Source organism: Streptomyces sp. SM1, from assembly GCF_002910825.1.
Lineage (GTDB): Bacteria > Actinomycetota > Actinomycetes > Streptomycetales > Streptomycetaceae > Streptomyces > Streptomyces okerensis.
The window spans coordinates 1-19,630 of the sequence record NZ_NEUB01001030.1; the positions used below are offsets into that span (position 1 = coordinate 1).

15 protein-coding genes are annotated in these 19,630 nt (G+C 70.7%); 1 reads left to right on the forward strand and 14 read right to left on the reverse strand.

Features of this window, described 5'->3' with window-relative positions; genetic code table 11:
* Window positions 1-171: 171 nt before the first annotated feature.
* A complete protein-coding gene (locus B9S61_RS37120) occupies window positions 172-1,239 on the reverse strand; it encodes a hypothetical protein (protein ID WP_103546091.1) in 1,068 nt (355 codons plus the stop codon).
* A 264-nt stretch (window positions 1,240-1,503) separates the two neighbouring features.
* Between B9S61_RS37120 and B9S61_RS37125 the strand changes: the two genes are divergently transcribed.
* Window positions 1,504-2,385 carry a hypothetical protein gene (locus tag B9S61_RS37125; protein WP_219820007.1) on the forward strand — a complete coding sequence of 294 codons (882 nt, stop codon included), beginning with the start codon at window positions 1,504-1,506 and terminating at the stop codon, window positions 2,383-2,385.
* A gap of 102 nt (window positions 2,386-2,487) precedes the next feature.
* On the opposite strand, the gene B9S61_RS37130 is transcribed toward B9S61_RS37125, so the two are convergent.
* From B9S61_RS37130 to B9S61_RS37185, 13 genes are all read right to left on the reverse strand, one after another.
* A complete protein-coding gene (locus tag B9S61_RS37130; RefSeq protein ID WP_103546092.1) occupies window positions 2,488-4,452 on the reverse strand; it encodes a TIGR03960 family B12-binding radical SAM protein in 1,965 nt (654 codons plus the stop codon).
* A gap of 64 nt (window positions 4,453-4,516) precedes the next feature.
* Window positions 4,517-6,076, reverse strand: a complete 1,560-nt coding sequence (locus B9S61_RS37135; RefSeq protein WP_103546093.1) for a CYTH and CHAD domain-containing protein — start codon at window positions 6,074-6,076, stop codon at window positions 4,517-4,519.
* Between the two features lie 130 nt (window positions 6,077-6,206).
* Window positions 6,207-7,409, reverse strand: coding sequence for a rod shape-determining protein RodA (gene rodA / locus B9S61_RS37140; protein ID WP_103546094.1), 1,203 nt, complete (start codon window positions 7,407-7,409; stop codon window positions 6,207-6,209).
* Window positions 7,406-9,736: a penicillin-binding protein 2 gene (gene mrdA, locus B9S61_RS37145; RefSeq protein ID WP_103546095.1), complete on the reverse strand. Its 2,331-nt coding sequence runs from the start codon at window positions 9,734-9,736 to the stop codon at window positions 7,406-7,408. Before mrdA ends, rodA begins: the two co-directional genes overlap by 4 nt.
* Window positions 9,737-9,850: 114 nt before the next feature.
* A complete protein-coding gene (mreD, locus tag B9S61_RS37150; protein WP_103546096.1) occupies window positions 9,851-10,519 on the reverse strand; it encodes a rod shape-determining protein MreD in 669 nt (222 codons plus the stop codon).
* Window positions 10,520-10,532: 13 nt separating this feature from the next.
* Complete coding sequence (gene mreC, locus B9S61_RS37155) at window positions 10,533-11,474, reverse strand: rod shape-determining protein MreC (RefSeq protein ID WP_103546097.1); 942 nt, start codon at window positions 11,472-11,474, stop codon at window positions 10,533-10,535.
* 269 nt (window positions 11,475-11,743) lie between these two features.
* A complete protein-coding gene (locus B9S61_RS37160; protein WP_024887540.1) occupies window positions 11,744-12,763 on the reverse strand; it encodes a rod shape-determining protein in 1,020 nt (339 codons plus the stop codon).
* 400 nt (window positions 12,764-13,163) lie between these two features.
* Complete coding sequence (ndk, locus tag B9S61_RS37165; protein WP_103546098.1) at window positions 13,164-13,577, reverse strand: nucleoside-diphosphate kinase; 414 nt, start codon at window positions 13,575-13,577, stop codon at window positions 13,164-13,166.
* A 65-nt stretch (window positions 13,578-13,642) separates the two neighbouring features.
* The gene (locus B9S61_RS37170) at window positions 13,643-13,993 is read right to left on the reverse strand and encodes a DUF4233 domain-containing protein (protein ID WP_103546099.1); all 351 of its coding nucleotides are present in this window, start codon (window positions 13,991-13,993) and stop codon (window positions 13,643-13,645) included.
* A gap of 5 nt (window positions 13,994-13,998) precedes the next feature.
* The gene (locus B9S61_RS37175) at window positions 13,999-15,519 is read right to left on the reverse strand and encodes a folylpolyglutamate synthase/dihydrofolate synthase family protein (RefSeq protein ID WP_103546100.1); all 1,521 of its coding nucleotides are present in this window, start codon (window positions 15,517-15,519) and stop codon (window positions 13,999-14,001) included.
* Window positions 15,520-15,571: 52 nt separating this feature from the next.
* Window positions 15,572-15,802 carry a hypothetical protein gene (locus B9S61_RS43080; protein WP_258040073.1) on the reverse strand — a complete coding sequence of 77 codons (231 nt, stop codon included), beginning with the start codon at window positions 15,800-15,802 and terminating at the stop codon, window positions 15,572-15,574.
* Between the two features lie 57 nt (window positions 15,803-15,859).
* Window positions 15,860-16,642 carry an acyltransferase family protein gene (locus tag B9S61_RS37180; RefSeq protein ID WP_258040074.1) on the reverse strand — a complete coding sequence of 261 codons (783 nt, stop codon included), beginning with the start codon at window positions 16,640-16,642 and terminating at the stop codon, window positions 15,860-15,862.
* A 351-nt stretch (window positions 16,643-16,993) separates the two neighbouring features.
* Window positions 16,994-19,618: a valine--tRNA ligase gene (locus B9S61_RS37185; RefSeq protein WP_103546101.1), complete on the reverse strand. Its 2,625-nt coding sequence runs from the start codon at window positions 19,616-19,618 to the stop codon at window positions 16,994-16,996.
* Between the last annotated feature and the right edge of the window lie 12 nt (window positions 19,619-19,630).

The following is a 19,630-nucleotide window of genomic DNA, read 5'->3' on the forward strand; positions in this document are numbered from 1 at the left end:
CGGCCGTCCGCGAGGCGGAGGACCGCGGCGTCCGGCCGTCGTCGCCCGATATGAGCAACGGGTCGAACATGACCACCGCCGTGGCGAACAGCAGGAAGACGAGCGGGCCGAGCAGCATCGGCAGCACGACCGACATCACGTGCGTGCCGGAGCCGCCGCCGCCCGGTCCGTTCACCCCTTGGTCAGGACATCCTGACCATCACCCACATTCCGCACCCCACGCCCCGGCGTCGTTCCCCGACTCCCTGCGAGATCCAGCCCCTCGGGCTCACCGAAGAGCGCCCGCCGGACGTCCGCGCGGGTCCGGCGGACGGTCGTACGGACGGAACCGAGAGCCTGTCGCGTGGCGCGTCCCACACGACGGCCCGCCTCCGCGGCCGGCCGCAGCACGGCGTCGCGCACCAGATGCCCCACCGGGGTCAGCACGCCGCGGTACACCCACCGCACGGGCTCCACGAAGGTCCACCGGAAGAGCGCCGCGAGGAACCGCCCCACGGCGAGCGAGACATGACCCGCGATCCGCCAGGCATGCCCGAAGGCGGCGCCGATCTCCCGCGCGACCACCGCCAGCACCCGCCCGACCGGCGCCAGGACCCAGCGCCACACCGCGAGCGCGGGGAGCACCAGCAGGACCCGGGCCGTCCAGTACAGCGCCGTAGCGACCCCGGTGACGATCATCGTCAGCAGCCACAGAAGGCCCCTCCCGCACCAGGCGAGCCCCCTGCCGCACCACACCGCCGCGTGCCCGACCGGCGTCAGGATCCACCGGTACACCCACCCCGAGGGCACCACGACGAGATACCGCCCCAGCCACGCCAGCCCCGCCCACACCCCGGCCCCGGCGGCGGCGAGCGCCCGGCCGGCCGGAGTCAGCACATACGCGTACACCCATACCGCGACATGCCCGAGCGGAGTCAGCACATACCGGTGGAACGCCATGGCCGGAAGGACCACGAGCACCTTCCCCAGCCACGCCGCCGCCCGCCCCAGCGGCACGAGCACATACCGCCACAGCCCCACGAACGGCCACACGAACACCGCCCGCCCCACCCACAGCAGGGCCCGCCCGACAGGCCGGAACACCGTGTCGTTCAGGAACCGCCCGCCGACGACGAGCGCGTCCCGGACCATCCGCACCGGCACGACCAGCACGAGCACCACGATCCGCACGGGGATGCGGATCGCCACGGCGAGGCACCCCTCACCACGCGCGGGCTCCGACGACTTCTCGAGATCCATACCGGCGTGGACGCCGCAGCGGCCCGCACGGATCCCGGATACCCGCGAAAACGCCCCTCATATGCTGAACGCCAGTCGAAAAAAAGGAATTCCGAGGCTTATATAAAGCAATTTTACCTCCGGCTGTTCACTCATTCACCGCGCATCCAAGTGATTCGGACGCCGTTAGTCGCTGTATGAAGGCAAGCAGGTCAGGGCCGCCCCAACCACCCACTGCAGAACCGCTGTTGAATGCCCCCACCGGCCCGATGAATCAATCCTGACATGAATGATGAACGCTACGACCCCCTCTGGTACGGCGCCGACATCCCGGACCAGTTCAATGAGACGGGCACGGGACGGCACCGGGCCGGAGCCGTCTACGCGGAACCCGTGGAATCCGCCGTCCCGCCCTGGAACCCCGTCAGGGAACCGGTCACCCCCGCCTGGGACCCGGCCATGGAACCGGTCACCCCCGCCTGGGACCCGGCCATGGAACCGGCCGTCCCGCCCTGGGACCCGGCCGAGGAACTGGCCTACCTCCTCCAGGAGGCCCGCAGCGAGGAGTACGGCACCACCGTGCCGCCCCCGCGCGAGGAGGCCTCGGTCACCGCGCCCCCCGCCGGCACCCCCATGGGCAACCTGCAGGAGATCACGGCCGAGCTGCCACCGCTGCGCGCCAGCCCCCGCGGCCACCGCAAGCCCCCGCGCAAACGCCCCGACGCACTGCGCGTCGCCAGCTACATCATCGCCGCCATGGCCGCGGTCACCGTGTCGATGGTGAGCGTCTTCAGCGGCGTGGTCACGTACGAACCCCTGCTCCTGGTCACCACGGCGCACAGCAGCGGCAGCACATCGGCCTGGTGGCCCATCCTGGTCTACGGCCCCTGGCTGGCGGGCTCCCTCTCCATCCTCCGCGCGGCACTGCACCAACGACGCGCCCTGCACTCCTGGTTCGTCGTCCTGCTCTTCTCCTCCGTCGCGGTCCTCCTCTGCGTGGCCGAAGCCCCCCGAACCCTCACCGACACGGCCGCGGCGGCCCTTCCGGGCGTCGCCGCCCTGGCATGCTTCCAGCAGCTGGTCCGCCAGATCACCCTCACCCGCCCACCCCGGCGCACCGTCTCCCCCCGGCACCGCATCCGCCCCTACGGCCGCCAGGTCCCGTAGCGGCGCCCCCCCAGCACGCGGAAGCGGCCCCCGCCGTCGACGGGGGCCGCTTACCTGTCCGCACCGCACGGGCGCCGCACTCACCTCAGTGCGCGTGACCGCTCAGTGCGCGTGACCGCTCGGTGCGGGTGCCCCGTTCTTGACCGTCAGCGGCAGCAGCTTCGCACCGGTTGGCCCGACCTGGATACTGGTGTCCATCTGAGGACACACCCCGCAGTCGAAGCACGGGGTCCAGCGGCAGTCCTCGACCTCCGTCTCGTCGAGGGCGTCCTGCCAGTCCTCCCAGAGCCATTCCTTGTCGAGGCCGGAGTCGAGGTGGTCCCAGGGGAGGACCTCCTCGTAGGTGCGCTCGCGGGTGGTGTACCAGTCGACGTCGACGCCGAACGGGGCCAGGGCCTTGTCGGCGCAGTTCATCCAGCGGTCGTAGGAGAAGTGCTCACGCCAGCCGTCGAAGCGGCCGCCGTCCTCGTAGACCGCGCGGATGATCGCGCCGGTGCGGCGGTCGCCCCGGGAGAGCAGGCCCTCGACGATGCCGGGCTTGCCGTCGTGGTAGCGGAAGCCGATGGAGCGGCCGTACTTCTTGTCGCCGCGGATCTTGTCGCGGAGCTTGCCGAGGCGCTCGTCGGTCTCCTCGGCGGACAGCTGCGGGGACCACTGGAAGGGCGTGTGCGGCTTGGGGACGAAGCCGCCGATGGAGACCGTGCAGCGGATGTCGTTGGAGCCGGAGACCTCGCGGCCCTTGGCGATGACGCGGGTGGCCATGTCGGCGATCTGCAGGACGTCGTCGTCGGTCTCGGTGGGCAGACCGCACATGAAGTACAGCTTCACCTGGCGCCAGCCGTTGCCGTAGGCAGTCGCGACGGTCCTGATCAGGTCGTCTTCCGAGACCATCTTGTTGATGACCTTGCGGATGCGCTCGGAGCCGCCCTCGGGGGCGAAGGTGAGGCCCGAGCGGCGGCCGTTGCGGGTCAGCTCGTTCGCCAGGTCGATGTTGAAGGCGTCGACGCGGGTGGAGGGGAGGGAGAGACCGACCTTGTCCTCCTCGTAGCGGTCGGCCAGGCCCTTGGCGACGTCGCCGATCTCCGAGTGGTCGGCGGAGGAGAGGGAGAGCAGGCCCACCTCCTCGAAGCCGGTGGCCTTCAGCCCTTTGTCGACCATCTCGCCGATGCCGGTGATCGAGCGCTCGCGCACCGGGCGGGTGATCATGCCGGCCTGGCAGAAGCGGCAGCCGCGGGTGCAGCCGCGGAAGATCTCCACGGACATGCGCTCGTGGACCGTCTCGGCGAGCGGGACGAGGGGCTGCTTGGGGTAGGGCCACTCGTCGAGGTCCATGACGGTGTGCTTGGACACGCGCCAGGGAACGCCCGACCTGTTCGGTACGACACGGGCGATACGGCCGTCGGGGAGGTACTCGACGTCGTAGAAGCCGGGGACGTAGACCCCGCCGGTGCGCGCCAGGCGGAACAGGAGTTCCTCGCGGCCGCCGGGGCGGCCCTCCTCCTTCCAGGCGCGGATGATCCGCGTGACCTCCAGGACGACCTGCTCGCCGTCGCCGATGACCGCGCAGTCGATGAAGTCGGCGATCGGCTCGGGGTTGAAGGCGGCGTGGCCGCCGGCCATGACGATCGGGTCGTCGAGCGTGCGGTCCCTGGCCTCCAGGGGAATGCCGGCGAGGTCCAGGGCGGTGAGCATGTTGGTGTAGCCGAGCTCGGTGGAGAAGCTCAGGCCGAACACGTCGAACTTCTTCACCGGGCGGTGGCTGTCGACGGTGAACTGCGGGACCCGGTGTTCCCGCATCAGCGCCTCCAGGTCCGGCCAGACGCTGTAGGTGCGCTCGGCGAGGACGTCGTCCTGTTCGTTGAGGACCTCGTAGAGGATCATGACGCCCTGGTTGGGCAGTCCGACCTCGTAGGCGTCGGGGTACATGAGCGCCCAGCGGACGTCGCAGCTGTCCCACGGCTTGACCGTGGAGTTGAGCTCTCCGCCGACGTACTGGATCGGCTTCTGCACATGCGGGAGCAGAGCTTCGAGCTGCGGGAACACAGACTCGGCGGCTTCGGCAGGCATCTCGCGAACCTTTGTGTGCTGAGTGGGGTGACCATTCAGCGTAACGCGGCCGGAGGGGTACTCCCTACGTTGTCCAGGGCCGAAGGTCCTTGCTGATCGACTTCCAGGCCTCGGGGAGGGCGCTCTCGGCGATCTCCGCGCGGCGTTCCTCGCGGGCGTGGAGGACGCCGTGGGTGAAGGTGTTCTCCCCCGCCGCGTGGGCGACGGCAGCGAGCTCGCGCAGGGTTCGGCGGGCCATGACGCTGTCCTGGTGGTCGCCGAGCAGGCCCTGGAGCGACTTCATGGCTCCGGCCAGTTCCTCCGCCGGTCCGCCGAGCGCGGGGGCGGCCGTCTCGGCGGCGTAGCGGGTGCGCTTGGTCTTCTTGCGGGCCTCGTGCAGGGCGACGTCGCGGTCGGTGCCGGGTGGGAGTTCGAGGGCGTGGGTGACGAGGGCGGCGAGTTTGTCGAGGTCCTTGCGTACGGCCCGGGTGAGGACCTTCTCCGGTGCGGCGCCGGCCTTCTTGCGCAGGGGCGGGTCCTCGAGCAGGGCGGCCAGGGCGTCGAGGAGGGTGAGGTAGCGGCGGGAGCCGAGGATGGCGGTGAGGTGGCCGTGGGCTCCGGCGTGGCGGGCCTCGGACCAGGCGGTGAGGCGGTCGCCGACGGGGCCGGAGACGAGGGTGCCGGGCAGCGCGGCGAGGGCCGCGCCGAGGCGTTCGGCGAGGACCTCCCGGTCGCGGTCCAGGCCCAGCTCGCCGGCCAGCCATGTGAGGTCGGTGGCGATGGGGTCGGTGCTCTCGCGGTCGAGGACGCTGCCGAAGGTGCGGAAGGTGCTGCGCAGGCGGCGGGTGGCGACGCGCATGCTGTGCACGGAGTCGGGGAGGTCCTGGCGTACGGCCGGGTCCAGTTCGACGAGGGCGTCGTGCTGGGCGCGGACGCAGGCGAGGACGTGGTCTCCGGCGGTGACGGGTGTGCCGACCGCTCGTGAGCGCCGTTTCTGTCGCGGGGCCGCCTCGGGTGCCGTGGCGGGGGTGGAGGTGGTGGCGGTGTCCGGTGCCGTCTCGGCGAGTGCCCTGGCCAGTTTGGAGGTCGACTCCGAGGGGCGGACGCCGGCCTTGCGCAGGCGTTTTTCCACCTTGTCGAGGAAGGCGGGGTCGCCGTCGTCGGCGAGTTCGACCTCGATCTCGGTCCACCGGGCGGTGCCGCCGTCGCCGGTGAGGCGTTCGGCGTGGACGGTGTCGACACTGACCTCGGCGAGCAGCCGGCCGTCGGTGTCGACGAGGTGGTGCACGTCGCGGTCGGAGCGCAGCCGGACGACGGGCAGCAGGGGCCGGTCGCGGACGCGGGAGCGGACGAGGGCGGCGAGCTCGTCCGGGAGGGTGTCGGAGAGCGGGGCGCGGATCTCGTCGCGCACTCCGGGGGCCACGGGGAATTTCAGGTGCCAGCCGGCGTCGGAGCCGCCGGTGCGGTGTCGCAGGGTGACGGCGGACGCGGCGAGGCGTGCGTCGGTGGTGTCGTGGTAGGTGGCGTCGAGGTGGCTGACGCCCTGGTGGAGCACGGACGCGACGCCGGTGACGCGGGTCAGGTCGGGCAGTGTGCCGGTGTCGGACTCGTACTTTCGCTCGATCTCACGCTTGGTGTCCGCCATGATTCGAATCTAGTCGCCGTGGGTGCGGAGCGGCAGTGGGCCGCTCCGCACCGGTGAGGTACGGGACCGGCGGAGGGGCCGGTGGCCGCGTGGGTCCCCGGCCGTGGGTCTCCGCCGTGGGCGCCGGCCGCTACGCGGACATGGGCCGTTGCATTCTGATCGACTGCAGGAGCCCTATGGCCAGCCATACGGCGAACATGGAGGAGCCGCCGTAGGAGACGAACGGCAGGGGCAGACCGGTGACGGGCATGATGCCGAGGGTCATGCCGATGTTCTCGAAGGTCTGGAAGGCGAACCAGGCGACGATGCCGGCGGCGACGACGGTGCCGTACAGGTCGGTGGTGTCGCGGGCGATCCGGCAGGCGCGCCAGAGGATGATGCCGAGCAGGCCGATGATCAGGGCGCCGCCGACGAAGCCGAGTTCCTCACCGGCGACGGTGAAGACGAAGTCGGTCTGCTGTTCGGGGACGAACTGGCCGGTGGTCTGGGAGCCGTGGAAGAGGCCGGAGCCGGTCAGTCCGCCGGAGCCGATGGCGATGCGGGCCTGGTTGGTGTTGTAGCCGACGCCGGCGGGGTCGAGTTCGGGGTTGGCGAAGGCGGCGAAGCGGTTGATCTGGTACTCGTCGAGGATGCCGATCTGCCAGACGGCGATGGCACCGGCGGCGCCTGCGCCGATCAGGCCGAAGATCCATCGGTTGGAGGCGCCGGAGGCGAGCAGGACGCCGAGCACGATGATGACCATGACCATGACCGACCCGAGGTCGGGCATGAGCATCACGATGATCATGGGGACGACGGCGAGGCCGAGGGCCTGCAGGACCGTGCGGTGGTCGGGGTAGGGCTTGTCGCCGGCGTCGACTCTGGCGGCGAGCAGCATCGCCATGCCCAGGATGATCGTGATCTTCACGAACTCGGAGGGCTGGAGGGAGAAGCCGCCGGGGAGCTTGATCCACGAGTGGGCGCCGTTGATCGTGGAGCCCAGCGGGGTGAGGACCAGCAGGATCAGGAAGACCGAGGCACCGTACAGCAGGGGCACGGCGGTGCGCAGGACGCGGTGGCCCAGCAGGACGGCGCCGATCATCAGGGCGAGTCCGATGCCGGTGTTGAGCCAGTGCCGGACCAGGAAGTAGTAGGGGTCGCCCTGGTTGAGTTCGGTGCGGTTGCGGGTGGCCGAGTAGACCAGGAGGGAGCCCAGCAGGGACAGGGCGATCGCCGAGAGCAGTATCGGCCAGTCGAGGCGGCGGGCGAGGGAGTCGCGGGCGAACACCCGGGTCCAGCCGGCCCGCTCGGGTCCGTATCCGGAGACCTGGAAGCTGTTGACGCCGCCGGTCATGACGTCGTCCTCCGTGTTCCCGTGCGGCCGGCGCTCCGGTGGCGGGTGCGCCGGAGGGCGGCACCGCCGCCGGGTCCGCCGGCCCGTCGTCGCTCGCGGCGGCGGGTTTCGCGGTTGGTGTTCTCCGGTGAGGGGACCGTGCCGGGCTGCTGCGGGTCGGCGGGGTCGCCGTCCTGCGGGGTGGTGGCCTGGGCGTCGGGCGAAGAGGTGGCGCGGTCCTTGGCGGGGTCCTTGGAGACCTTCGGGGACTTGATGGTGCCGTCCGTGCGGACCTTGGGGAGGGTCTTCTGCGGGGTGGGCAGCAGCGCCTTCTTCTTGTCGATCTCGCCGTCCTCGGAGACGCCGTACAGGGCGTTGTAGATGTTGCGCACGGCGGGGCCGGAGGCGCCGGAGCCCGTGCCGCCCTGGGAGATCGTCATGACGATCGCGTAGTCCTCGGTGTACGTGGTGAACCAGGAGGTGGTCTGCTTGCCGTGGACCTCGGCGGTACCGGTCTTGGCGTGCATCGGGATCTCGTCCTGCGGCCAGCCCCCGAACCGCCACGCGGCGGTACCGCGGGTGGCGACTCCCTCGAGGGCTTCGTCGATCTGGGCGAGGGTCTTCTTCGACGTCGGCAGCTTGCCGTGCGCCTTGGGCTCGATCTCGGTGACCGTTTTGCCGTCGGGGCTGATGACGGCCTTGCCGACGGTGGGGTTGTAGAGGGTGCCGCCGTTGGAGATGGCCGCGTAGATGGTGGCCATCTGGATGGGCGTGACGAGGGTGTCGCCCTGGCCGATGGAGTAGTTGACGGAGTCACCCGCGCGCAGCCGGTTGCCTTCGAGACAGTTCTCGAAGGCGATCTTCTCGGCGTAGCTGCCGTCCTTCTTCCCGTACTTGCACCAGTCGTCCTTGTTGGCCGTCCAGTAGTCCTTCTTCCACTGGCGGTCGGGGACGCGGCCGGTCACCTCGTTGGGCAGGTCGATGCCGGTCTCTTCGCCGAGGCCGAACTGGTGGGCGGTCTTGTAGAACCAGTCGTGGGCGTTCTTCTTGGGCTTGTTGCCGCCGTCGCGCTTCCACTCCTCGTGGGAGAGCCGGTAGAAGACGGTGTCGCAGGAGACCTCGAGGGCGCGGCCGAGGCTGATGCCGCCGAAGCTCTGCGACTCGAAGTTCTTGAAGACCTGTCCGCCGATGGAGTACGAGCTGGAGCACTCGTAGGGGCCCTCGAAGGAGTAGCCGGCCTGTATGGCGGCCGCGGTGGGGATCACCTTGAAGACGGAGCCGGGCGCGGACAGGCCCTGGGTCGCGCGGTTGAGCAGTGGGTAGTTGGACTTCTCGCCGGTGAGGGTGGCGTAGTCCTTGGCGGAGATGCCGCCCACCCAGGCGTTGGGGTCGTAGGTCGGGTTGGAGGCCATGGCGACGACGCGGCCCGTCTTGGCCTCCATGACGACGACGGCGCCGGAGTCGGCCTCGTAGTTCCGGTTGGTGTTGCGGTCGTGCTGCTTGCGGGCTTCCTTCATCGCCTCGTTCAGCTCGTACTCGGCGACGCGCTGGACGCGCGAGTCGATGCTGGTGACGAGGTTGGCGCCGGGCTGGGCCGGGTCGGACTCGGCCTCGCCGAGGACGCGGCCGAGCTTGTCGACCTCGTAACGGGTGACGCCGGCCTTGCCGCGCAGCTGCTTGTCGTACTGGCGTTCCAGGCCGGAGCGGCCGACCATGTCGGAGCGCAGGTAGGGCGAGCTGGTGTCCTGCGCCTTCTGGATCTCCTCGTCGGTGACGGGTGAGAGGTAGCCGAGGACCTGTGCGGTGTTGGCCTTGCCGGGGCTCGCGTAGCGGCGCAGGGCCTGCGGTTCGGCGGTGATGCCGGGGAAGTCCTCGGCGCGTTCGCGGATCTGCAGGGCCTGCTTGGGCGTGGCCTCGTCGGTGATGGGGATGGGCTGGTACGGCGAGCCGTTCCAGCAGGGCTGGGGGGTCTCGGCGTTGCACAGGCGGACCTTCTGCTCGACGTCCTCGGGCTTCATGCCGAGGACGCCGGCGAGTTTGGTGAGGACCGCCTTGCCGTCGTCCTTCATCTTCATGAGGTCGGTGCGCGAGGCGGACACGACCAGCCGGGTCTCGTTGTCCGCGAGGGCCACTCCGCGCGCGTCCAGGATGGAGCCGCGGACGGCGGGCTGGACGACCTTCTGGACGTGGTTGCCGGAGGCCTCCTTGGCGTACTGGTCGCCCTCGCGGATCTGGAGGTACCACAGCCGCCCGCCGAGGGTGCCGAGGAGGGAGATGACGAGGACCTGGATGACGACGAGCCGGATCTGGACCCGCGGGCTGCGGCCGGTCTCGGGGATGTTGGTCACGCGGTTTCCTCCTCTCTCAGAGCGTGTGCGCGGATGTGCGTACGAGTGATGAACGGCCGGTGTGCCGGTCGGCGTTCCGCCTTCGTTCACTCGTTCCGGTGAAGTTCTGGGAGGTCACAGGCGCTTGACCCCCTTGATGCGGCCGGCGCGGGCCATCCGGGCGCGGGCCGCCTTGACCTTCAGTCCGCCGCGCTGGCCGCCGACGCGCAGTCCGGTGCCGCCGGAGAGCCAGCCGGAGGAGATGTCGCCGGACCCCGCGGAGCCGGTCTCGGCGAGTGGGTCGTTCTCGGCGCGCCGGGCCAGGGCCATGACGCCGGGGACGACGAACGGCGCGAGCAGCAGGTCGTACAGGGCGGCGGTGAACAGCAGGCCGCTCAGGCCGACATGGCGGGCGGCGGTGTCGCCGACGAGGGCGCCGACACCGGCGTAGAGCAGGGTGGAGCCGACGGCGGCGGCGACCACCACGACCATCGGACCGGTGGCCGACTTCACCTGGCCGCTCTCGGGTTTGACGAGTCCGGCGAGATAGCCGATGACGCACAGCACGAGGGCGTAGCGGCCGGCGGCGTGGTCGGCGGGCGGGGCGAGGTCGGCGAGGAGTCCGGCGGCGAAGCCGACGAGGGCGCCGCCGACATGGCCGTAGACCAGCGCGAGGCCGAGGACGACCAGCAGCAGCAGGTCGGGGACGGCGCCCGGGAGGTGGAGGCGGGCGAGGACGCTCACCTGGATCACCAGGGCCACGACGATCAGCGAGCTGGAGAGCAGGATCCGGTTGACGCGCATGGGGTGACAGCTCCTACTGCTCTTGCTGGTTCAGGCCGTCGGCAGCGGCGGAGGGGGTGACGGTCACCGTCACGGTCGGCGTGGGCGTCGGCTTGGGCTTCTCGGGCAGCACCGTGTCGCGCGGGTCCTTCTCGGGCGCCTGGACGACGACGCCGACGACGTCGAGCTTGCTGAAGCTGACGAACGGCGTGACGTAGAGGGTGCGGGTGAGGTCGCCGCCGGAGGGGTCGACGCGGGAGACGACGCCGACCGGGACGCCGGGCACGAACGGCTTGTCGGCCTGTGAGCCGAACGTGACGAGGCGGTCGCCCTTCTTGATCTCGGCCTTGCCGTTGAGCAGTTCGACCCGCAGCGGGCGGTCGCCCTGGCCGGAGGCGAAGCCCAGTTCGTCGGAGCTCTCCATCCGGGTGCCGACGGTGAAGTCGGGGTCGCTGGCGAGCAGCACGGTGGCGGTGTTCGAGCCGACGGTGGTGACGCGGCCGACGAGCCCGTCGCCGTTGAGCACGGTCATGTCGCGCTCGATGCCGTCGTCCGCCCCCGCGTCGATGGTGACGGTCCAGGAGAAGCCCTGGGCCGCTCCTATGGCGATCACCTGGGCACCCTTGATGCCGTACTGGCCCTTGCCGGAGACCTTCAGCAGCTTGTCGAGCTGGGCGAGGCGGCTGCGGGCGCGGTCGTCGCTGCCGAGTTCGGCCTTGAGCGCGGCGTTCTGCTGCTCCAGTTCGGCGAGCCGGTCGTGCCGGTCGCCGGATTCACGCACGGCGGTGACCGCGTTGCCGATCGGGTCGACCGCGCTGGAGACGCCGTTCTCGATCGGGCCGAAGACGGTCGCCGCGGCGTGCCGGGCACCGTCGACCGGTGAGTCCTCCCCGCCGCGGATGTCCACCGTGATCAGTGCGAACGCGGTGGCGATCAGCAGCACCAGGAGCAGCCGGCTCTCTCGTGTGTCCCTCACGTGCGGCGGCCGTGCCTTCCTCGTCGAGAACGGGTGTGCGATGTCGTGTTGTTCGGATTGTCCGGTTGTCCGGCGGTCAGGCGGTCAGGCGGCCCGTCGGCCGGCGGTCCGCTGCCGGGTCGCCAGGGGGCCGGTGGTCCGGTGCCTGACGGTCAGCTGTCTGACGGTCCGTGGGTGGCTTCGAGGCTTATGGGGGAGCCTATGTCTCTATACCAGCGATCCGCCGTACGAGAGGAGAACATCCCGTACGGCGGAATCGAGGCGTCGCGTCATCTGCGGGGCTGGGCGTCCAGCACCTGCTGGAGCGCCTCGAACTCCTCGACGCACTTGCCGGATCCGAGCGCCACGCTGTCCAGCGGGTCCTCGGCGATGTGGATCGGCATGCCCGTCTCCCGGCGCAGCCGCTCGTCGAGGCCGCGCAGCAGCGCTCCCCCGCCGGTCAGCACGATGCCCCGGTCCATGATGTCGCCGGACAGCTCCGGCGGGCACTTGTCGAGGGTCGTCTTGACCGCGTCCACGATGGCGTTGACGGGCTCCTCGATCGCCTTGCGCACTTCGGCCGCGGAGATGACGACGGTCTTGGGCAGCCCGGAGACCAGGTCCCGGCCGCGGATTTCGGTGTGCTCGTCGGTGTCGAGGTCGTACGCCGAGCCGATCGTGATCTTGATCTGTTCGGCCGAGCGCTCACCCAGCAGGAGGGAGTACTCCTTCTTGATGTGCTGGATGATGGCGTTGTCCAGTTCGTCGCCCGCGACGCGGATGGACTGGGCGGTGACGATGCCGCCGAGGGAGATGACCGCGACCTCCGTGGTGCCGCCGCCGATGTCCACCACCATGTTGCCGGTGGCCTCGTGGACCGGCAGTCCGGAACCGATGGCGGCGGCCATGGGCTCCTCGATGATGTGCACCTGGCGGGCGCCGGCCTGGGACGACGCCTCGATGACGGCGCGGCGCTCGACGCCGGTGATGCCCGAGGGCACACAGACGACGACCCGCGGACGAGCCAGGTACCTCCGCTTGTGGATCTTCAGGATGAAGTAGCGGAGCATCCGCTCGGTGATCTCGAAGTCGGCGATGACGCCGTCCTTCAGCGGGCGGACGGCAACGATGTTGCCGGGTGTGCGCCCGATCATCTTCTTCGCTTCGGCACCGACCGCGAGGATGCCACCGGTGTTGGTGTTGATCGCGACGACGGACGGCTCGTTGAGTACGATCCCGCGACCCCTGACGTACACCAGCGTGTTGGCGGTCCCGAGGTCGACAGCCATGTCACGGCCGATGAACGACATTGAGTTCCCCATCAGGATTCGACTGGCCTTCCCACGAGCTTGAGGGCTTCTCAGGTTGGCGAGGTGGGTGCGGTGACGTGAAGGCTCCATGGTAGACGCGCCTTCGCGCACACTGTGCGAGGGTCTTCGCCATTGTCATCAGATGGCGACGCGCCCTGCTTGTGGAGACGGGCCATCGGGGGCATCCGTTCCCCCGAACGCCGCGCATATGCCAGAAACGGCCCGGGGGCAAAGCCCCCAGACCATCCGACAGGCGGCAAACGTGGCGCACACGGCCGCGACGTGATCGTTATGCGCGGGATTTCCGCACGTCCGGCCGTACGGCGTCACCCGCGACCCGCTGTACGACGTCACGCACGGGGGGTCGCGACGGCGCCGCGCGCGGCGCGTCGCGACGGCGTCACGCGCGCCCGGGGAAGAAGATCTTCACCTCGCGCTCGGAGGACTCCTCCGAGTCGGACGCGTGGATCAGGTTCTCGCGGACGATCACACCGAAGTCGCCCCGGATGGAGCCCGCCTCGGCGGCGATCGGGTCCGTGGGACCCGCCAGCCGGCGCACGCCCTCGATGACCCGCTCACCCTCGACGATCATCGCGACGACCGGGCCGGAGGCCATGAACTCCACCAGCGGCTCGTAGAAGGGCTTGCCCTTGTGCTCGCCGTAGTGCTGCTCCAGCGTGTCCTGGTCCAGGGTGCGCAGCTCCAGCGCGCTGATCTGCCAGCCGGCCTTGCGCTCGATACGGCTGATGATCTCGCCGGTCAGGCCACGACGGACGGCGTCAGGCTTGAGCAGGACGAGGGTGCGCTGGGTCACGACGGAGCTCCTTGTGCGTGAAGTGGTGCGGAAACACGAGGTTACCGGGCGTGTCGGGGCATCTGTCACGCAGCGTCAGGCTGCTCCGCCGCAGCGGCGAAACGGGCCTTCGCTTCGTCCACCTTTCGGCCGAAGTGCACCGACGCCCACCACAGCAGCGCGAAGACCGCGCCCATGAAGAACATCATCGGGACGAACACGCCCGAGGCGATGAGCGCGATCTGCAGCGCCCAGCCGAGGGCCACCCCGCCGGGCCGGGTGATCACCCCGCACAGGGTCACACAGAGGAACATCGCGATGCCGCACACCGTCCACACCGTGCCGGTGGACATGTCCTGGTCCTTCATGGCGACCAGCCCGGCGAAACCGATGATGAAGAACTCGCCGATCAGCGTCGAAGCGCAGAGCGTACGCACAGGTCTCAGCCCCTCCTCAGGAGCAGTCGGGCCTCGCCGACGGTGATGACGGAGCCGGTGACGAGCACACCGCCGCCCGCGAACTCGCCCTCCTCCTCGGCCAGCGTGATCGCGGCCTCCAGCGCGTCGGGCAGCCGCGGTTCGACCTGGACCCGGTCCTCGCCGAACACCTCGACCGCCACCGCGGCCAGCTCGTCGGCGTCCATCGCGCGGTGGCTGGAGTTCTGGGTGACGACGACCTCGGCGAAGACCGGCTCGAACGCCTCCAGCAGCCCGCGCACGTTCTTGTCGCCGCTCGCGCCGACCACGCCGATGAGCCGGGTGAACTCGAACGCCTCCCCGATCGCCCCGGCCGCCGCCCGCGCGCCCGCCGGATTGTGCGCGGCGTCCAGGACGACGGTCGGCGAACGCCGTACGACCTCCAGCCGGCCCGGGGAGGCGACGGCGGCGAACGCCTTGCGCACGGTGTCGATGTCGAGCGGACGGGCGTGCTCGGAGCCGATGCCGAAGAACGCCTCCACGGCGGCGAGCGCCACGGCCGCGTTGTGCGCCTGGTGCGCGCCGTGCAGCGGGAGGTACACCTCGGGGTACTCGCCGCCCAGCCCGCGCAGCGTCACAACCTGGCCGCCGACGGCGATCTGCCGGGCGACGACCCCGAACTCCAGACCTTCCCGGGCCACCGTGGCGTCCACCTCGACGGCCTTCTTCAGCAGCACCTGAGCGGCGTCGACCAGCTGCTGGGCCATGATCACCGTCGCGTCCCGCTTGATGACGCCGGCCTTCTCGGTGGCGATCTCCGCGGGCGTGTCGCCCAGCCGGTCGGTGTGGTCGAGGTCTATGGGCGTCACCACGGCGACGCTCCCGTCGATCACGTTCGTCGCATCCCAGCTGCCGCCCATGCCGACCTCGACGACCGCCACGTCCACGGGCGCGTCGGCGAAGGCGGCGTACGCCATGCCGGTGAGCACCTCGAAGAAGGACAGCCGGTACTCCTGACGGGAGTCGACCATCTCGACGTACGGCTTGATGTCCTGGTACGTCTCGATGAACCGCTCGGCGGAGACCGGCGCCCCGTCGAGACTGATCCGCTCGGTGACCGACTGGACGTGCGGCGAGGTGTAGCGGCCGGTGCGCAGCTCGAAGGCACCGAGCAGGGCCTCGATCATGCGGGCGGTGGAGGTCTTGCCGTTGGTGCCGGTGATGTGGATCGAGGGGTACGCGCGCTGCGGCTCCCCCAGGACGTCCATCAGCGCGGAGATGCGGCTGACCGAGGGCTCGAGCTTGGTCTCGCCCCAGCGGGTGGCGAGTTCCGCCTCCACCTCGCGCAGCGCCTTGTCGACCTCGGGGTCGACCGGGCGCGCGGGTACCTCCGCCTGGGGCCCGCCGCCCTGGGTGCGCAGGGTACGGCTGCCGGCCTCGATCACCGCGAGGTCGGGGTCGCGGCGGGTCTCCTCCTCGACGAGTTCCGCGAACTCGTCAAAGGTGTCGTCCGGGTCGGGACCTGCTGATTCTGGGCGCTCGCTCACGGTCCCAGTCTACGGACCGCCCTGCCCGTGCCCGGCAGACCCCGGCCCGGCGTCAGCCGAGCCATCTGCGCAGTCCCAGACTGCCCCACAGAACGCTCACGGCGAAGGCCGCCGCGACCGCGGCCGACGCCGTCACGGCGAGCGCCACGGGCGCCCAGAAGCCGCGCGGCAGCCACTCGGCCACGGGCCTGACCAGCAGCAGCACCCACAGCAGATGCACCAGGTACGTCCCGAACGACGCGTCCGACAGCCGCCCCAGCAGCGCCCGCGCCCGCTCCGGCACCCGCACTCCGCGCCCCGCGCCCCGCGCCGAGGACGGCGAAGGTCAGCGCGGCCACCGTCACACTCCCGTACGCGGCGGGGTGCCGCACGGTGAGCTGGTACAGGACGAGCGCCGCGAGCGCGACCACGGCGCCCGCGAGCCAGAGCGGACGCGGGCCGTACCGCCAAGCGGCGAGCAGCGCGCCGCCCGCCACCGCGTACCCCAGCGAGGACAGCGACACGCTCCACTCCCACTCGGGCAGCGGCAGCCCGGTGAGCGTCCGCGCGTCCCCGGCGAACGCCGGTGCGACGGCGAACGCGACGAGCAGCAGCAGCGCGCGGCGGGGCGTGTCGCGCCGCCTGACGACGAGCACCGTGACGCCGAGGAGCAGGAGGAGCGGCACGTAGGTGTAGAGGTACCAGAGGTGGTAGGCGGCCCGCACAGAGCCGAAGAGCGCGTGCACAGCACCTCCTCGGCGCCGTCGTCCAGGGGCGGCCCGGCCACGAACTGCCAGAGGAGGTAGAGCGCCGTCCACACCGCCATCGGGCGCAGGATCCGGCCGAGCCGGGTGAGGAGCTGGGCCTCGCCGCGCACCGGCGAGCCGGCCAGGGCGGCCCAGCCGGCCATCGCGAAGAACGCGGGCACGGCGGACCGGCCGGCCGAGTCGCCGACCACACCGGTGGTGCGGTGTCCCCCGTGGATGAACTCGGCGGAGGCGTGCACCAGCACGACGACGGCGGCGGCGGCGGCGGTGCAGACGACCCGCAGGAGGTCGATGTCGTGGCGCCGCTCCCGCTCGGACTCGCGCCGCGCGGTCGGTCCGGCGGGCGGCGCGGCGGGGGTGGGCACGGTGCGGGACATCGGAGGGCTCGCTCCTGGGGCGTCGGCCTGGGAAGGGGTCGAAGCCACAGAATCCCGCCGACGGGTTACGCGACGGCCACCACGACATGAACGGCCCCCGGCCGAAGAGGCCGGAGACCATGGACACACCGGCGCCGGTAAGGCCCGGGGCCGGTGGCGCTCCGGCACCGGCGACGATCGAGACCGCCGCCGCCCTCGGCCCCCGGGCCGTCCTCGGGGCCCGGCGCCCGGCAGGGCCCGGCGCCGGGGACGATCTCGGTCGACGCCGACCAGGACCCGGGACGGTCCGGGGCCCAGGACGGTCCGGGCCCCGGGGACGGTCCGGGCCGTATCCCTGGTTCCCGCCTCGGGTCAGGCGGTGGGGAGGCGGTCCAGTTGGGTGCGGATGCGGGCGATGTCCTCGTCCGCCTTGGCCAGGCGGGTGCGGATCTTGTCGACCACGTGGTCCGGGGCCTTCGACAGGAACGCCTCGTTGCCGAGCTTCGCCGTCGCCTGGGACTTCTCCTTCTCGGCGGCGGCGAGGTCCTTGGCCAGACGCTTCCGCTCCGCGGCCACGTCGATCACGCCGGACAGGTCCAGCGCGACCTCGGCACCCGAGACCGGCAGGGTCGCCGTCGCGGTGAAGGAGTCCCCCTCCGGCTGGAGACGCAGCAACTGCCGGATGGCCGGCTCGTGCGGAGCGAGCGCCGTGCCGCCGAGGGCGAGCCGGGCCGGGACCCGCTGGCCGGGCTGGAGCCCCTGGTCGGCACGGAAGCGGCGGACCTCGGTGATCACCGACTGGAGCGTCTCGATCTCCCGCTCGGCGTCGCCGTCCCGGAAGCCGCTGTCCTTCGGCCACTCGGCGATGACGACCGACTCGCCGCCGGTCAGCGTGGTCCAGAGGGTCTCCGTGACGAACGGGACCACCGGGTGCAGCAGCCGCAGCGTGACGTCGAGGACCTCGCCGAGGACCCGCTTGCTGACCTCCGCCGGCTCGCCGCCCGCCTGGAACGTCGTCTTGGACAGCTCGACGTACCAGTCGAAGACCTCGTCCCACGCGAAGTGGAACAGCGTGTCCGACAGCTTCGCGAACTGGAAGTCCTCGTAGTACGCGTCGACTTCGGCGACCACCGAGTTCAGCCGGGACAGGATCCAGCGGTCGGTCGGCGACATCCGCGACGCGTCCGGCAGCGGGCCGTCCACCGTCGCGCCGTTCATCAGCGCGAAACGCGTGGCGTTCCAGATCTTGTTGGCGAAGTTGCGCGAGCCCTGGACCCAGTCCTCGCCGATCGGCACGTCGACGCCCGGGTTGGCGCCGCGCGCGAGGGTGAAGCGCAGGGCGTCGGAGCCGTACTTGTCCATCCAGTCCAGCGGGTTGACCGCGTTGCCGAAGGACTTCGACATCTTCTTGCCGAACTGGTCGCGGACCATGCCGTGCAGGGCGATGGTGTGGAACGGCGGGGTGCCGTCCATCGCGTACAGGCCGAACATCATCATCCGGGCGACCCAGAAGAAGAGGATGTCGTAGCCGGTGACCAGGACGGAGTTCGGGTAGAACTTCGCGAGGGATTCGGTCTGTTCGGGCCAGCCGAGCGTGGAGAACGGCCACAGGCCGGAGGAGAACCAGGTGTCGAGGACGTCGGTGTCCTGGTGCCAGCCCTCGCCGGCCGGCGCCTCGTCGTCCGGTCCGACGCAGACGATCTCGCCGTTCGGCCCGTACCAGACGGGGATACGGTGACCCCACCACAACTGCCGCGAGATGCACCAGTCGTGGAGGTTGTCGACCCAGTCGAAGTACCGCTTCTCCATCTCCTGCGGGTGGATCGTGACGCGGCCGTCGCGCACGGCGTCACCGGCGGCCTTCGCCAGCGGGCCGACCTTGACCCACCACTGCATGGACAGCCGCGGCTCGACGGTGGTCCTGCAGCGCGAGCAGTGGCCGACGGAGTGGACGTAGGGCCGCTTCTCGGCGACGATCCGGCCCTCGGCGCGCAGCGCGGCGACGATGGCGGAACGGGCCTCGAGCCGGTCCAGGCCCTGGAAGGGGCCGTGGGCGGTGATGACGGCGTGCTCGTCCATGACGGTGATGGCGGGCAGGTCGTGCCGCCGGCCGATCTCGAAGTCGTTCGGGTCGTGCGCCGGCGTCACCTTGACGGCGCCCGTGCCGAACTCGGGGTCGACGTGCTCGTCCGCGACGACCGGGATGGAACGGCCGGTCAGCGGCAGCTTGATGAGCGTGCCGACCAGGTGCTTGTAGCGCTCGTCGTCCGGGTGGACGGCGACGGCGGTGTCGCCGAGCATCGTCTCCGCGCGGGTGGTGGCGACGACGATCGTCTCGTCCCCGTCGCCGTACTTCATGGAGACGAGCTCGCCGTCGTCGTCCTGGTACGAGACCTCGATGTCGGAGATCGCGGTCAGACAGCGCGGGCACCAGTTGATGATGCGCTCGGCGCGGTAGATCAGCTCGTCGTCGTAGAGCCGCTTGAAGATGGTCTGAACGGCCTGGGACAGGCCCTCGTCCATCGTGAAGCGCTCACGCGTCCAGGCGACACCGTCGCCGAGGCGGCGCATCTGGCCGGAGATCTGGCCGCCGGACTCGCCCTTCCACTGCCAGACCCGCTCGACGAACGCCTCGCGACCGAGGTCGTGACGGGACTTGCCCTCCTTGGCGAGCTCCCGCTCGACGACGTTCTGCGTGGCGATGCCGGCGTGGTCCATGCCCGGCTGCCACAGCGTCTCGAAGCCCTGCATGCGCTTGCGGCGGGTGAGGGCGTCGATGAGCGTGTGCTCGAAGGCGTGCCCGAGATGCAGGCTTCCCGTGACGTTCGGCGGCGGGATGACGACGGTGAAGGGCGGCTTGTCGCTCGCCGCGTCCGCCTCGAAGTAGCCGCGCTCTACCCAGCGCTCGTACAGCGGCCCCTCTACATCGGCCGGCGCGTACTGGGTCGGCAGTTCGGTCGTGGGCGCGGGTGGCTGCTGCTGAGCGTTCTCGGTCACGCGGCTCAGTTT